11 protein-coding genes are annotated in these 13635 nt (G+C 74.3%); 4 read left to right on the forward strand and 7 right to left on the reverse strand.

The genetic code is table 11. The features are described from left to right. Positions 1–18: 18 nt before the first annotated feature. From IGA62_RS18515 to IGA62_RS18540, 6 genes are all read right to left on the reverse strand, one after another. Complete coding sequence (locus tag IGA62_RS18515) at positions 19–1509, reverse strand: ATP-binding protein (RefSeq protein ID WP_145819580.1); 1491 nt, start codon at positions 1507–1509, stop codon at positions 19–21. Then, a complete protein-coding gene (locus IGA62_RS18520; protein ID WP_145819579.1) occupies positions 1506–3164 on the reverse strand; it encodes an FAD-dependent oxidoreductase in 1659 nt (552 codons plus the stop codon). Before IGA62_RS18520 ends, IGA62_RS18515 begins: the two co-directional genes overlap by 4 nt. 56 nt (positions 3165–3220) lie before the next feature. Next, positions 3221–4438 (reverse strand): MFS transporter, encoded by a 1218-nt coding sequence (locus IGA62_RS18525; RefSeq protein WP_145819578.1) that lies wholly within the window; start codon positions 4436–4438, stop codon positions 3221–3223. Positions 4439–4502: 64 nt separating this feature from the next. Beyond that, positions 4503–5084 carry an isochorismatase family protein gene (locus IGA62_RS18530; protein ID WP_145819577.1) on the reverse strand — a complete coding sequence of 194 codons (582 nt, stop codon included), beginning with the start codon at positions 5082–5084 and terminating at the stop codon, positions 4503–4505. A gap of 18 nt (positions 5085–5102) precedes the next feature. Next, positions 5103–6389 carry a nicotinate phosphoribosyltransferase gene (locus IGA62_RS18535; protein ID WP_145819576.1) on the reverse strand — a complete coding sequence of 429 codons (1287 nt, stop codon included), beginning with the start codon at positions 6387–6389 and terminating at the stop codon, positions 5103–5105. A 16-nt stretch (positions 6390–6405) separates the two neighbouring features. Next, positions 6406–9084: a helix-turn-helix transcriptional regulator gene (locus IGA62_RS18540; RefSeq protein WP_145819575.1), complete on the reverse strand. Its 2679-nt coding sequence runs from the start codon at positions 9082–9084 to the stop codon at positions 6406–6408. Between the two features lie 205 nt (positions 9085–9289). Here IGA62_RS18540 and IGA62_RS18545 point away from each other — a divergent pair, with 205 nt between their 5' ends. The 3 genes from IGA62_RS18545 (at position 9290) to IGA62_RS18555 (ending at position 11867) form a co-directional block, all read left to right on the forward strand. Next, positions 9290–10915, forward strand: coding sequence for a hypothetical protein (locus IGA62_RS18545; protein ID WP_145819574.1), 1626 nt, complete (start codon positions 9290–9292; stop codon positions 10913–10915). 164 nt (positions 10916–11079) lie between these two features. Continuing rightward, complete coding sequence (gene clpS, locus IGA62_RS18550; RefSeq protein WP_091457894.1) at positions 11080–11370, forward strand: ATP-dependent Clp protease adapter ClpS; 291 nt, start codon at positions 11080–11082, stop codon at positions 11368–11370. 2 nt (positions 11371–11372) lie between these two features. Next, positions 11373–11867: a DUF2017 domain-containing protein gene (locus tag IGA62_RS18555; RefSeq protein WP_186500333.1), complete on the forward strand. Its 495-nt coding sequence runs from the start codon at positions 11373–11375 to the stop codon at positions 11865–11867. 192 nt (positions 11868–12059) lie between these two features. Here the strand turns inward: IGA62_RS18555 and IGA62_RS18560 are convergent, their stop codons facing one another. Then, entirely contained in the window at positions 12060–13088 is a 1029-nt protein-coding gene (locus IGA62_RS18560; protein ID WP_232624690.1) for an aldo/keto reductase, read from the reverse strand. A 37-nt stretch (positions 13089–13125) separates the two neighbouring features. Here IGA62_RS18560 and IGA62_RS18565 point away from each other — a divergent pair, with 37 nt between their 5' ends. Continuing rightward, positions 13126–13614, forward strand: a complete 489-nt coding sequence (locus IGA62_RS18565; RefSeq protein ID WP_091457903.1) for a Mov34/MPN/PAD-1 family protein — start codon at positions 13126–13128, stop codon at positions 13612–13614. Positions 13615–13635 lie beyond the last annotated feature (21 nt).

Genomic DNA, 13635 nt, shown 5'->3' on the forward strand with positions numbered 1-13635 from the left:
GCTCGGCTGAGCCGCCGATCAGTCGGTGGGGGCGGGTGCGACCGGGGCGGTGGCGAACGGCAGCAGCACCCGGAAGGTGGTCGAGCCGGGTACCGAATCCACCCGGATGTCCCCACGGTGCTTGTGGACCACGATCCGGTACGAGATGTCCAGCCCCAGGCCGGTCCCCTCGCCGACCGGCTTGGTGGTGAAGAACGGCTCGAAGATCCGGGGCCGGACGTCCGCCGGGATACCCGGACCGGTGTCGCCGACCGCCACCGCCAGCGCGTCGCCGTCCCGGCCAGTGGCGACGGTGAGCGTGCCGGTGTCGCCCATCGCGTCCAGCGCGTTGACGATCAGGTTCGTCCAGACCTGGTTCAGCTCGGCGGCGTACGCCGGCACCGGGGGCAGGGCGAGGTCGTACTCCCGGACCAGCCGGACGCCCGGCGGGATCTTCGCGCGGAGCATCACCAGGGTCGCGTCCAGCAGCTCGTGCACGTCCACCACCTGGTACGGCGCCCGGTCCAGCTGGGAGTACTGCTTCGCCGCGCCGACCAGGCCGGAGATCCGGGTGACCGCCTCGTCGATCTCCCGGAGCAACTGCTCGGTGTCGATCGTGTGGGTGAGCCAGCGCAGGGCCGGTTCCAGGTTCCCCGGCCCCACGACCGCCTCGACCCGGTCCAGCCACGCCCCGTCCACCCCACCGGCGACCAGCGTGCCGGCGAGTTCCCAACCGGCGGCGACGTCGCGCTCGTCCAACCAGTCGACCAGGGCGTCCTCGGCGTCGCTGACCGCCAGCGGCGACAGCGTCGCCGCGTCGGCGACCCGCCGGACGGCCTCCTCCTGCAACGCCACCAGCCGGTGCAGGGCACCACCGTCGAGCCGGCCGTCGGCGATCGTCGCCAGCTCGTGCCGGATCCCGGCGACGTGCTCGCGCAGCACGGCGGTGGCCCGGACGGCGGCCCCGGCCGGATTGTTCAGCTCGTGCGTGAGGCCCGCGGAGAGCGCCCCCAACGCGAGCAGCCGTTCCCGTTCCCCGACCCGGACCTGGGTCTGCTGCATCCCGATGAAGAGCCCTTCCAGCAGGTGCATCGCCATCGGGAACCAGGACCGGACGGCGTGCGCGAAGGTCTCGGCGGGCAGCACCAGGAAGGTGGCGTCCCCGACCGCCCGCAGCGAGTTGATGTAGACCTGCGGCACCTGGTCGCCCAGGTACGCCTGGGTCGCCCCGCCGTAGACCCCGCGCTGGGCGGTGCGGATGACCTCGACCTCGTCGCCGCGTACCCGCCGGGTCATCGTCACCGTGCCGTCGAGCAGGACGTAGAAGCAGGTCGCCGGCTCGCCCTCGGTGTAGACGGCGGTACCGGCGCGGCGGGTCTCCACCCGTCCGTGTTCGGCCAACCAGTCGAGTTGCCCCTCGTCGAGCGACTCGAAGAGGAAGAGCGTGCGCAGCTGCGCGACGGTGGGGCGCGCACCGTCACCCGGTGGTCGGCCGGCGGGGTCGCCGGCCGGGCCGGTTGGTGTGGTCACTGGGACTCCAGGTAGCGGTGCACCAGCGAGACGGCCATCGCGCCCTCACCGACCGCCGAGGCGACCCGCTTGACCGACTCGGCCCGGACGTCCCCGGCGGCGAAGACCCCCGGCAGGCTGGTCTCCAGGTGGTACGGATCCCGCGCGAGCGGCCAGCCCGGCGGTCGGCGCCCACCGGCGACCAGGTCCGGGCCGGTCACCACGAAGCCGCGCTCGTCGCGGACCAGGACACCGTCCAGCCAGTCGGTGCGGGGCTGGGCGCCGATGAAGATGAACAGCCAGGAGGCGTCCACCTCACGGGTCTCACCGGTGCGGCCGTCGGCCAGGGTGAGCCGCTCCAGGTGCTCCCCGCCGGACCCGGCGGCGACCACGGTGTGCGGGTGCACCACCACCCGGTCGTTCCGGTCGAGCTGGTCGATCAGGTACCGGGACATCGAGGCGGTCAGGTCGGCCCCCCGGATCAGCAGGTGCACGCGGGTGGCGTACCGGGAGAAGTGCACCGCCGCCTGCCCGGCGGAGTTCGCCCCGCCGACGATGTAGACCTCCTGGTCGACGCAGCTCGGCGCCTCGGTGGCGGTCGAGCCGTAGAACACCCCCCGGCCGGTCAGCTCGGCCAGGCCGGGCGCGTCGAGCACCCGGTACGACACGCCGGTGGCGAGCACCACCGCGTGCGCGGCGATCGTGCTGCCGTCGCCGAACGTGAGCAGTCGGGCCGAGCCGGCGTCGGTCAGCCCGGTCACGTCCCGGGTGGTGAGCAGCTCGGCGCCGAACTTCAACGCCTGCCGGCGGGCACGGTCGGTGAGCTGCGCGCCGGACACCCCCTCCGGGAACCCGAGGTAGTTCTCGATCCGGCTGCTCTGCCCGGCCTGCCCGCCGGTGGCCCGCCGTTCGACCAGCACCGTGCGCAGCCCCTCGGACGCGCCGTAGACCGCCGCGCCCAGCCCGGCCGGGCCCCCGCCGACGACGACCAGGTCGTAGAACTCCTCGGCGGGGGCCACCCGGAGGCCCACCAGCGTGGCCAGGTCGGCCTCGGTGGGGTGGGACAGGTGCCGGCCGTCCGGGGCGATCACCACCGGCACGTCCTCGGCCGTCGCGCCCGCCGCGTTGAGCAGCCGCGCGCCCTCCGGGTCGTCGGCGAGCAGCCAGCGGTACGGGACGAGGTTGCGGGCGAGGAAGTCCCGGACGGCGAAGGACGGCGCGGACCAGCGGTGCCCGACCACCCGGAGTTCGGCGGCGGCGGCCTCCGGGGTGGCCGTCCAGGCGTCGAGGAGGGTGTCCACCACCGGGTAGAGCTTCTCCTCCGGTGGGTGCCACGGCTTGAGCAGGTAGTGGTCGAGGTCGACCAGGTTGATCGCGTCGATCGCCGCGTCGGTGTCGGCGTACGCGGTGAGCAGCACCCGACGGGCGGCGGGGAAGAGGTCCATCGCGGCCTCGAGGAACTCGATGCCGGTCATCTCGGGCATCCGGTAGTCGGCGACCAGCACCGCCACCTGTTCCCCCCGGAGCTTGAGTTCGCGCAACGTCTCCAGGGCGCTCGGGCCGGAACCGGCGCGGACCACCCGGTAGCGGTCGCCGTAACGCCGTCGCATGTCCCGGGCCACGGCACGGGAGACGGCCGGGTCGTCGTCGATGGTGAGGATCACCGGATTCGCCACGCCCCCATCAAAGCACCCGGGCCGGTGGCGGCCCAAAGTGCCGGTGGCCTGCGGGTTCAACGGGCGGCGTTGGTCAGTTCGACGGGTTTCGCGGTGTCCGGCACCCGACGCCGGTGGCGCGGCTCGGCCGGGAGGACGACGAGCGCGACCAGGACGCCGATCAGGCCGATACCGGCGAAGCCCCACGCCGGGGTGGTGCGGTCGATGATCGCGCCGGCCAGCGGGGCCCCGATGGCGATGCCGACGGTGATCGCCGAGGCGTGCAGCCCCATCGCCTCGCCCCGGACCGGGCCGGGGGCGAGCCGGCTCACCGCGTCGGCGGTGGCGGCCAGTGTCGGCGCGCAGAGCAGACCGGCGGGGAGCAGGGCCAGGCCGAGCAGCCACCAGTCGCCCCCGGCCAGGCCGATCGGCACGGTGCAGAGGGCCAGCGCGGCCATCAGGGCCAGCGGCGACACCGGCCGGCTGACCGCGCCGTAGGCGAACCCGCCGACCAGGGAGGCCACCGCCCAGAGGGCCAGCACCGCACCGGTCCAGCCGACCTCGCCGTCGTCGCGCAGCGCGGCCACCACCGCCACGTCGGTGCCGCCGAGCACCAGCGTGCACGCCGTGCTGACGGCGAGCACGGCGAGCAGGCGCGGACTGAGCCATTCCCGCCGGGGGATCCGGCGGGCCGGGCCGGCGGTCTCCTCCTCGGCGGTGCGCACCGGAGGGTTCAGCACCATCAGCGCGATCCCGGCGGCGACGATGCCGCCACCCACCGCCCAGAGGGTCACCCGGGGCGCGATGGCGGTGGCCAGCGCCACGCCCAGCGCCGGGCCCACCATGAACGACAACTCCACCGACATCGAGTCCAGCGCGTACGCCGGACGGCGGTGGTCCGGCGGCACCAGCGCGGCGATGCACTGCCGGATCACCGAGGAGAGCGGTAGGGCGAGCAGCCCGGCCAGGAACGCCGCGGGCAGCAGCAGCGCGTACGTCAGTTGCGGCGCGCTCGTCCAGAACAGCGCCTCGCCGGCTGTGGTGAGGACCAGGACCGGGGTCAGGCCACGCCGGTCGATCAGCCGGCCCAGCAACGGTGCGCCGAGGGCCGCGCCGACGGTCAAGGCCGCGCCGACCAGGCCGGCCGCGCCGTACCCCCGGTCGAGGTCGAGCAGCACGTAGAAGGTGAGGGCGATGCCCGCCGCGGTGTGCGGGATGCGGGCCAGCACCGCCACGAGCAGCAGCGACCGGATCCCGGGCACCGCGAGGGCGTCCCGGTAGGGCGTGAGATTCATGACGGCGGGCACCTCCGCCGACCATCCTCGGCCGGAGGTACGACGGGAGCCACCGGTTAACGGCTCATGCGGTCGGCATCACAGGCTCGCCGTGCAGGGTGACCCCGGCCCCGTCCATGGCCCGCAACGCCACGTCGGTGGTGGCCGGCGCGACGGCGGCGGTCAGCTCCAGCAGCACGGTGGTACGGAAGCCCTCCCGGGCGGCGTCCAGCGCGGTGGCGCGGACGCAGTGGTCGGTGGCGATGCCGACCAGGTCGACCCGGTCCACGTCGTGCCGGCGCAGCCAGTCGGCCAGGCACTCGCCGTCCGCGGCGTGCCCCTCGAAACCCGAGTACGCCGCGGCGTGCTCGCCCTTGTGGAAGATCGCCTCGACCCGCGTGGTGTCCAGCTCGGGGTGGAACTCCGATCCGGGGGTTCCCACGACGCAGTGCCGGGGCCAGGAGTCGACGAAGTCGGGCGGGTTCCCGAAGTGCGCGCCCGGGTCGACGTGGTAATCCTTCGTGGCGACCACGTGGTCCCAGCGGTCGGGCTCGGTGGCGAGCAGCCGGGAGATCCCGGCCGCCACGCCGGCCCCGCCCGCCACCGCGAGCGAGCCGCCCTCGCAGAAGTCGTTCTGTACGTCCACGATGATCAGCGCGTTGGCCATCGGAGCGTTCCTTTCTGGTCAGCCGGCGGGTACGACGGTGACGGGCACCGCCGGGTCCCCGGCGGAGAGCTTCAGCCCCTCCCAGGGGATCGAGATCAGGCACTGCCGCAGGTGCTCCCGCGACTCGTCCAGCCGGGGCAGGTCGACCGGCTCGCCGTCGACCACGTACGACCGCTGGAGCAGCCGGTCGTGCGGGAGGTGGTCGGGCACGCCCTGCGGCACGATGACCTCCTCGGTGGCGGTGCCGGTGGGCTTGTGCCGCCGGACGGCGACCTTCCGCCCGCCGATGGTGGCCTTGTGCTCGGAGCGCTTCACCACCGGACGGCCGTCGACCTCGACCAGTTTGTAGACCAGCCCGGCGGTGGGCGCGCCGGAGCCGGTGACCACGGCGGTGCCCGCGCCGTACATGTCGACCGGCTCGGCGGCGAGTGCGGCGATGGCGTACTCGTCGAGGTCACCCGAGACGATGATCTTGGTTTCGGTGGCGCCGAGCGAGTCGAGCAGTTCCCGGGACTGCTGGGCGATCACCGCCAGGTCCCCGGAGTCGATCCGGACCGCCCGCAGCTCCGGTCCGGCGACCGCGATCGCGTTGCGGATGCCCTGGCTGACGTCGTACGTGTCGACCAGCAGCGTGGTGTCCTTGCCCAGCGTGGCGACCTGCGAGGCGAACGCGGCCCGCTCGTCGTCGTGCAGCAGGGTGAAGGCGTGCGCCGCGGTGCCGGCGGTGGGGATGCCGTACCGCTGCCCGGCGGCCAGGTTCGAGGTGAACGCGAAACCGGCCAGGTACGCCGACCGCGCGGCGGCCACCGCCGCCTCCTCGTGCGCCCGCCGGGAGCCCATCTCGATCAACGTCCGGCCCCGGGCGGCGGTGACCATGCGGGCCGCCGCGGCGGCGACCGCGCAGTCGTGGTTGAGCACCGACAGCACCAGCGTCTCCAGCACCACGCACTCGGCGAAGCCGCCCGAGACGGTGAGCACGGGCGAACCGGGGAAGAACAGCTCGCCCTCGGCGTATCCGTCGACGTCCCCGGTGAAGCGGTAGTGGGACAGCCAGTCGGCCGCCGCGTCGTCGACCACCCCGGTCCGGCGGAGGAAGTCCACCTCCGCCTCGTCGAAGCGGAAGTCGCGGATCAGCTCGATCAGCCGGGCGGTGCCGGCGACCACCCCGTACCGGCGACCGGTCGGCAGCCGCCGGCCGAACACCTCGAAGACGCAGCGCCGGTCGGCGGTGCCGTCCCGCAGGGCGGCGCTGACCATGGTCAGCTCGTAGTGGTCGGTCAGCAGCGCGGGGCGAAGGGTGCTCACGACCCCAGCCTAGAGTTCAGTGCGACACCCCGTCCCCGTGGCCCGGGATGCAGCGCAGCGCGGCCCGCAGCTCAGGCCGCCCGGCGATACCCAGCTTGCCGTAGACCCGCTGGAGATGGTTCTCCACCGTGCGGGGGGAGAGGAAGAGCTGCTCGGCGATCCGGCGGCTCGCCACGCCGTCGGCGGCGAGGCTGGCGATCTGCCACTCCCGGTCGGTCAGCGCGGGCTGACCGAGCCGCAGCGCCGGCGTCCGGAGCTGGTCGCAGCGGCCCAGCAGGTCACCGAGGCGGTCGTGGGCGGCTCCGGCGGTCGCCGCCCGCTGCCGGCGCAGGCGGTGCAGCGCCAGCGCCGCCGCCTCCGCGGCGAAGACGTTCAGCTCGTGGTCGGCGAACTCGTCGGCGACGGCCAGCAGATCGTCCGGGGACCCGCTGGCGACCGCCCGCGCGTGCCGGGCCAGCAGCGGTGGCAGCACCCCGTCCACCTGCTCGGTCAGCTCGGTCAACCGCTGCGCGACCGTCCGCCGGTGCCCGTCGGAGCAGCGCGGGCCGACCGGGAGGGTCGCCTCGTCCAGCCGCACCAGATCGTGCAGGACCAGCACCTCGTGCCCGGCGAAGCCGTCCGCCCGCAGCCGGTCGGCCAGCTCGGCGAGGTGCTTCACCGCGCCGGCCAGGTCGCCGGTGACCGCGAGCACCGCGCCGCGCGCCTGTTCCAGCCACGGGTAGAGCACCGCCATCCCGGGCGAGTGGGTGCGGTCGGCGTCCGCCATCGCCTCGGCCGCTGCGACGGCGTCGCCGCGCAGCGCCGCCGCCTGCGCCCGCTCGGCGTGGGCCAGGCCGGCGTAGACCCGACTGCTGGTCAACACCGCGCAGGCCCCGAGGCTGGTCTTCAGCGCCTCGGCGCTGCGCCCGCGCAGCCGGGCCGCGTACGCCTGGAGGATGCCCAGGTAGCCGGTGCCCAGCCGGAAGTCGCCCGCGCCGGCCAGGTCGGCGAACTCGTCGACCACGATGGCGTCGATGCCGGCGAGTTCCCCGGCGAGCATCAGCCGGGTGCCCCGCGCCAGCTCCAGCGCCAGTTGCAGATACGGCATGTCACCCCGCCACTGGGCGGCCTCCGCCTCGACCGCCGCGATCGCCGCCGCGCTGAGCACCAGCCGGCCCTGGGCGGCCTGGAGGTGGGCGATCGTGCACCGGGCCAGCTCGCGGGACGCCACCCCGGCGGCCGGACGGTCCAGCACCGCGCAGCTCAGCCGCTGGGCGGCGGCCAGGTCGAGCCGGTGCAGCCGCATGATCGCCTCGAACGCGCGGACCCGGGTCTGGTCGGCGGTGTCGGTCAGCTCCGCCGCCCGCACCGCCATCTCCTCCACTGTGGACTCCTGCCGCAGTCCCCAGTAGCTGACCATGCCCCGGACGGTCAGCCACCGGCTGTACCGGTCGTCGGCGTCGAGCTGGCCGGCGACCGCGTCGAGCACGTCGAGCGCCTCCTCCGGCCGGTCGGCGAACATCAGGATGGTGGCCAGCAGCTCGGCTGCGGCGTACCCGCCGTCGGCCTCCACCGCCGCGCGGGCCAGTCGGGTCGCCAGCGGCACGTCGTACCGGGCGAAGGCCTGGACGGCCGCACCGAGCAGCAGCGCGGGGTCCTGCCCGGTGCCGGAGTCGAGCCGCCACACCGCCACCCGCAGCACGTCGTCCCGGCGGCGCTTGCCCGCCGCCTCGATCAGGTCGGCGAGCTGCGCCTGCAACCGCCGGGTCCGGCTGACCGGGCACCGCCGGCGCATCACCTCCCCGTAGAGCGGGTGCGCCAGCCGGACGTCGAGCCGCCGGTCGTCGCGGACCACCGAGATCAGCCCCCGTTCCTCGGCGGTCTCCACGGCGGCCGGGTCGGCGGCCCGGGTGAGCAGTTCCAGCCCGAGCGGCTCGCCGAAGGCGGCCAGCTCGACCACCGTCCGGACACCCGGGGTGAGCTGACCGATCCGGACGCCGATCAGGTCGGTGAGGCTGGGGGCCAGCTCGAGGCGACCGGTCCAGCGCCAGATGCCGTACGTCTCGTGCAGCTCGCCGCTGCCCAGCGCGGCGAGCACCAGCTCCCGCAGCAGCAGCGGGTTGCCGCCGGAGAGCCGCCAGAGCCGGTCCGCCGAGCAGGACTCCACCGGCCCGCCGAGGATGGCGGCGAGCAGCCCGGTGGTGTCGGCCAGGTCGAGCGGGGCCAGTTCGGCGTGGTCGACCAGGTCGTCGGTCCAGAGAGCGCGGATCGGCAACGGCACCTGCTCGCCGTTGCGCAGCGTCCCGAGCACCGTGGCGTTGTCCAGCCGGGCGATCAGGTGCACCAGCGCGGCCGAGGGCGGGTCCAGCAGGTGCGCGTCGTCCACCGCCAGCACGATCGGTCGCCCGGCGGCCTGCTGCCGCAACGCGTCCACCGCCCACCGCAGGACACCGGCGGGGGAGAGCCCCCGGGGCTGCTCGGTCGGCAGGACCTGCACCAGCCCGCCGAACGGGATGGTGGCGGTGGTGGCGCTGGCCGCCACCATCCAGATCGCGTACCGGTCGGTGGGCAGTGCCGCGATCCCCTCCCGCAGGAGCCGGCTCTTGCCGATGCCGGCCGTTCCACTCAGGAAGAGGCCCCGCCCCTCGCCCCCGGTCACCGCGGAGAGCAGACGGCCCAGATCCGCTGACCGGCCGATGAACTCCCACCGACTCATCGGGGCAGCATATCTATCGGATTCGCTGTGCGTGCATCCCGTCACGCACCGAAGTTGAGTAGCCTTCTCGTTACTGCTGAGTATCGGAACTCTCCGTTCCGGGATGGTGTCCGGCCGTAGTCTTCCGGCGTTCGGCTCCGTCGGCCGAACATTCCACGCTGCCGGCGCGGCCCGCCGGCCCGACGCGTCAGGGAGGCAGTCCGCGATGACGTCACGTCCTCGGCGGGGCGGCAACGCGCCGGACGGGACGGGCTGTGCGGAGGCCGACGCCGCCGACGGCGACCACCGTCCGGCGGACGATTCCGACGCCCTCGACGCCCCGGTGGACCCGGACGCCCCGGCAGCACAGCGGGGCACGGAGCCGGCGGAGGGCGTCCGGGTGGCGCCGGACGAGCCGCTGGCCGTGATCGCCACCGGTCCGGCCGGGGCGGCCCGGCGGGACGTGCTCGCCGCGCTGTTGGACGTGCCGCCGACGACCGTGCCGATGCCCGACGACAGCTACCTGGTGGCCCGGTACGCCCCGGAGACCACCCGGGTCGCCTTCGTGCCCGGCTACCGGCAGCCGCACGCCCTCGCGATCGACGTGCCGGCCGCCGGACCGGCGTTTCCCCGGCCACCACGCCGGGTCGAGCTGCACCTGCCCGCCCCGCTGCTGCGACACGTGGCACTTGTCGGTGCGCCGGACACCGACGCGTTGGGCATCGCCGGGAGCCGGGTGCTGTGTGAGCTCGCCGGCCGGGGCGGCGCGCTGCTCGTGGTGATCTCCGCCGACCAGGTGTTCACCGCGGCGGAGCTGGACCTGCTCGGCAGGGTCGCCCGGGCGGGTCTGGCGGTCTTCTTCGTGGTCACCCCGGGAACGACGGGGTGGCACGGGGGCGTGGCCCCGGCCGCCACGGCTCCGGTGGACGGCACGGAGACGCCGGGCGGGACGCCTTTCGCCGGCGTGACGCCGCCGGTCGACCCGGTCGGGGCGGCCGTGCGGACACAGCGGGCGGCCCTGCTCGCGGTCGTTCCGGAGCTGGCCGTCGCGCCCTGGTTCCCGTTCCGCCCCGGTGGGGTCGGGGCACTCCGCCGGGCCCTGGTCGCCTGGGCTGCCGGGGAGGGACCGCGCCGGCTCGCCACCGCGCCACCGGCCGGGCCGCACCGTACCGTGCCGGTGACGCCGGACGCGCACGCCCGGGACTGGGCCGACCGGCTCGACCGGCAGGCCCGCGCGCACGCCCAGCGGATCCGCCAGCACCTCGCCATCGAGCTGGCCCACATCCACCTGCGCGCGGTGCAGGAGATCGTCTTCGGGGCGGGCTGCGCCGGACTGCCGCGCGTGCTGGACCGGGAGGTGCACGCCCTGTCCCAGCTCGCGACCGTCGAGTGCGACCGGGCGGTGGACCGGTTGGTGCGCGACACCGGCACCCTGGTCTTCGGCACGCCACCGCAGGACACGACCCACCGGCGGATCTGCGCCGCCGTGCGGGCCGGTCTGGCCGGGTCGCGGGCGGTCCGGAGCCTGGAGCGGGTGCTCCTGGTCACCAGTGCCGGCGACATCGCCGACGTGACCGGGGCCGGCGCGCTCGCCGCGCTCGACGCGTACCCCGGCGCGCCCCGTACCGCCGTCCTGCCGCCGGTCGCGGTGGCCCTGGCCGGCGGTTGCTTCCTGCACTTCTGGGGGCCCGGCAGCACCGACCCGGGTGGCGCGCGGTCCTGGCTCCAGCACGTGCTGCGCGAGCTCGACCGGGAGTTGCAGCGCGAGGTGTCCCACCGGCTCGACGCGGTCCGGCGGGCGCTGGGCGCGGTGCTCGCCGAGGCCGTCGACCACGGCATCCTGCTCGCTTGACCGGTCGACGGATCGTGCCGGGACGACGCAGGGCCGAGGCGGCGGATCCTCGGTCGCCGGCCGCCCCCCGGAAGAGGCCGGAGAAGGGCGATCCGGGCACCGATCCGGATCCGCCCGGCGTTCCGGTTCATCGCAATCGGGATTCCGGTGGCACGATGGGTGGCATGGCGGCTCCACAGGTGGCACCGGTCGAGACGCCGGGCACCGAAGAGGTGCCGGTCTCGGACCGGCCATGGGTGACGATCGTGTGGGACGACCCGGTCAACCTGATGACGTACGTGACCTGGGTCTTCCAGAAGCTCTTCGGATACAGCCGGGAGAGGGCCGAGCAACTGATGTTGGATGTGCACCACAAGGGCCGTGCCGTGGTCTCCACCGGCGCGCGGGAACGGATGGAGCACGACGCGTCGCAGCTGCACGCGTACGGGCTCTGGGCGACGGTGGACCGTTCGTGAGCATGTTCCGTCGCCGGGGCGGCCGGTACGTCGCCACCTTCGCCGTGGACGAGGTCCGGGTACTGCGCAAGGTCGCCTCCGAGGTGGTCGGCCTGCTCACCGACGGCTTCGACCACAGCGACCCGGTGGTGGGGCGGCTCTTCCCCGACGTCTACGCCGACGACCCGGCCAGCGCCGCAGAGGTCCGCCGGTACACCGAGGGCGACCTCAAGACCGCCAAGATCGACCAGGCCGGCGCGATCCTCGCGGCCCTTCCGGGGGACGAGGGCGGCGAGGTGCGCCTCGACGCCGAGGCTGCCGAGGCGTGGCTGCGGGCGCTCAACGACGCCCGGCTGGCGATGGGGGTCCGGCTCGGCGTCAAGGAGGGGACGGATCTCGGCGAGGAACTCGACGACGCCGTCGCCGCGGACCCGTCCTCGACCCGGGTGTTCCAGCTCTCGGTCTACGCGTACCTCGGCTACCTCCAGGAGTCGTTGCTCAACGCCCTGATCGACTGACCGTCTCTCCCACTCTGGGTGGTCGGCTCCTCCCGCGTCGCGTGGTTCGCTCCTCCCGCGTCGCGTGGTTCGCTCCTCCCGCGTCGCGTGGTTCGCTCCTCCCGCGTCGCGTGGTTCGCTTTTCCCGCCCTGCGTGGTTGCAGGGGACCCCTCCTACCGCTTTTTGTCGAGCAGGGGTCCCCTGCAACCACCTCAGCCGGCGGCGTGCAGCGTGTCGATCTCCCGCTGGTCGAGGACCAGGTCCGCGGCGGCGGCCGAGTCGCGGATCGTCTCCGGTCGGCTCGCACCGGGAATCGGCACGACCACGGGGTCGAGGGCGAGTTGCCAGGCCAGGCAGACCTGCTGCGGGCTCACCCCGCGTTCCCCGGCGATCCGGGCGAACGCGGCGAACCGGTCGCCGAGCCCGCCGGCCCTTCCGATACCGCCCAGGGGCGACCAGGGCAGGAAGGCCAGGCCGAGTTCGGCGCAGAGGCGCAGCTCCGGTTCGCTGTCGCGGTAGGCCGGGGAGAACTGGTTCTGCACCGAGACCAGGTGGTCGCCGAGGATCTCCCGGGCCTGCCGGATCTGGTCCGGGTCGGCGTTCGAGATGCCGGCCATCCGGATCTTGCCGGCGTCGGCCAGCTCCCGCAGCGCGCCGATCGAGTCGGCGTACGGGACCTCGGGGTCGGGCCGGTGGAACTGGTAGAGCCCGATCGCGTCCACCCCGAGCCGGGTGAGCGACGCCTCGCAGGCCGCCCGGAGGTGCTCGGGCGAGCCGTCCAGCGCCCACGCGTCGCCGCCGGGACGGGTGTGCCCACCCTTGGTGGCGACCAGCACGCCGGTGGTGTCCCCGCCGTACGCGGCCAGCGCGCGGGCGATCAGCGACTCGTTGTGCCCGACGTCCTCCGCCCCCAGCGCGTACGCGTCGGCGGTGTCGATGAACGTCACGCCCGCGTCGAGCGCGGCGTGGATGGTCCGGACGGCGCGGTCGGTGTCCGGGCGCCCGGACACCGACATCGGCATCGCGCCGAGTCCGATCGCGCTCACCTCGACCGAACCGATACGGCGGTACTGCATGTCGTCCCCCTCGTTCTCGCTCCTGGCCGGTTCCCACCAGCCGGACGGGTCGTTCCGCCCACCGGACAGGATGCCCGGCGTCCCCGCCACCTCTCCGACAGCGTCCCCGGCCGGGGCGTGGGGGAAACCGGGCCGGTCCGCGGGGGTGAGGGTGACGGCTGCCACCTTCGGTCCGGTCTCCCCAGGCGCTAGGCTGGGACTCGTGCTGAGCATCGACCGGTCGATCGTCGACGCGATCGTCGCCCACGCTCGCCGGGACCACCCGGACGAGGCGTGCGGCGTCGTCGCCGGCCCCGCCGGCAGTGACACCCCGACCCGGCACATCCCGATGGACAACGCCGCCCGCTCGATGACGTTCTACGAGTTCGACTCGATGGAGCAGTTGCGGGTCTGGCGCGAGATGGACGACCGCGACGAGGAGCCGGTCGTCATCTACCACTCGCACACCGCGACCGAGGCGTACCCGTCCCGCACGGACGTGTCCTTCGCCGGTGAGCCGGGAGCGCACTACCTGCTCGTCTCCACCCGCGACCCCGACACGGAGGAGATCCGCTCCTTCCGGATCGTGGACGGCGTGGTGACCGAGGAGCCGGTCCGGATCGTGGATGCCGCCGTGGACCCGCACGCCGTCCAGTCCTACATGTTCGGGCAGAGCCCGGCGACGGTCGACTACGAGTGTTCCGGCCGCTGACAAGTCCAGCGTCCGGCACAC

This window comes from Micromonospora sagamiensis (assembly GCF_014680085.1).
GTDB lineage: Bacteria > Actinomycetota > Actinomycetes > Mycobacteriales > Micromonosporaceae > Micromonospora > Micromonospora inyonensis.

Excerpts from the sequence above, each read along its gene's own strand:
- clpS (WP_091457894.1), top strand. The coding sequence starts at position 11,080 with ATGGCGGCTCCACAGGTGGCACCGGTCGAGACGCCGGGCACCGAAGAG.
- IGA62_RS18545 (WP_145819574.1), top strand. The coding sequence starts at position 9,290 with ATGACGTCACGTCCTCGGCGGGGCGGCAACGCGCCGGACGGGACGGGC.
- IGA62_RS18555 (WP_186500333.1), top strand. The coding sequence starts at position 11,373 with ATGTTCCGTCGCCGGGGCGGCCGGTACGTCGCCACCTTCGCCGTGGAC.
- IGA62_RS18540 (WP_145819575.1), bottom strand. The coding sequence starts at position 9,084 with ATGAGTCGGTGGGAGTTCATCGGCCGGTCAGCGGATCTGGGCCGTCTG.
- IGA62_RS18525 (WP_145819578.1), bottom strand. The coding sequence starts at position 4,438 with ATGAATCTCACGCCCTACCGGGACGCCCTCGCGGTGCCCGGGATCCGG.
- IGA62_RS18530 (WP_145819577.1), bottom strand. The coding sequence starts at position 5,084 with ATGGCCAACGCGCTGATCATCGTGGACGTACAGAACGACTTCTGCGAG.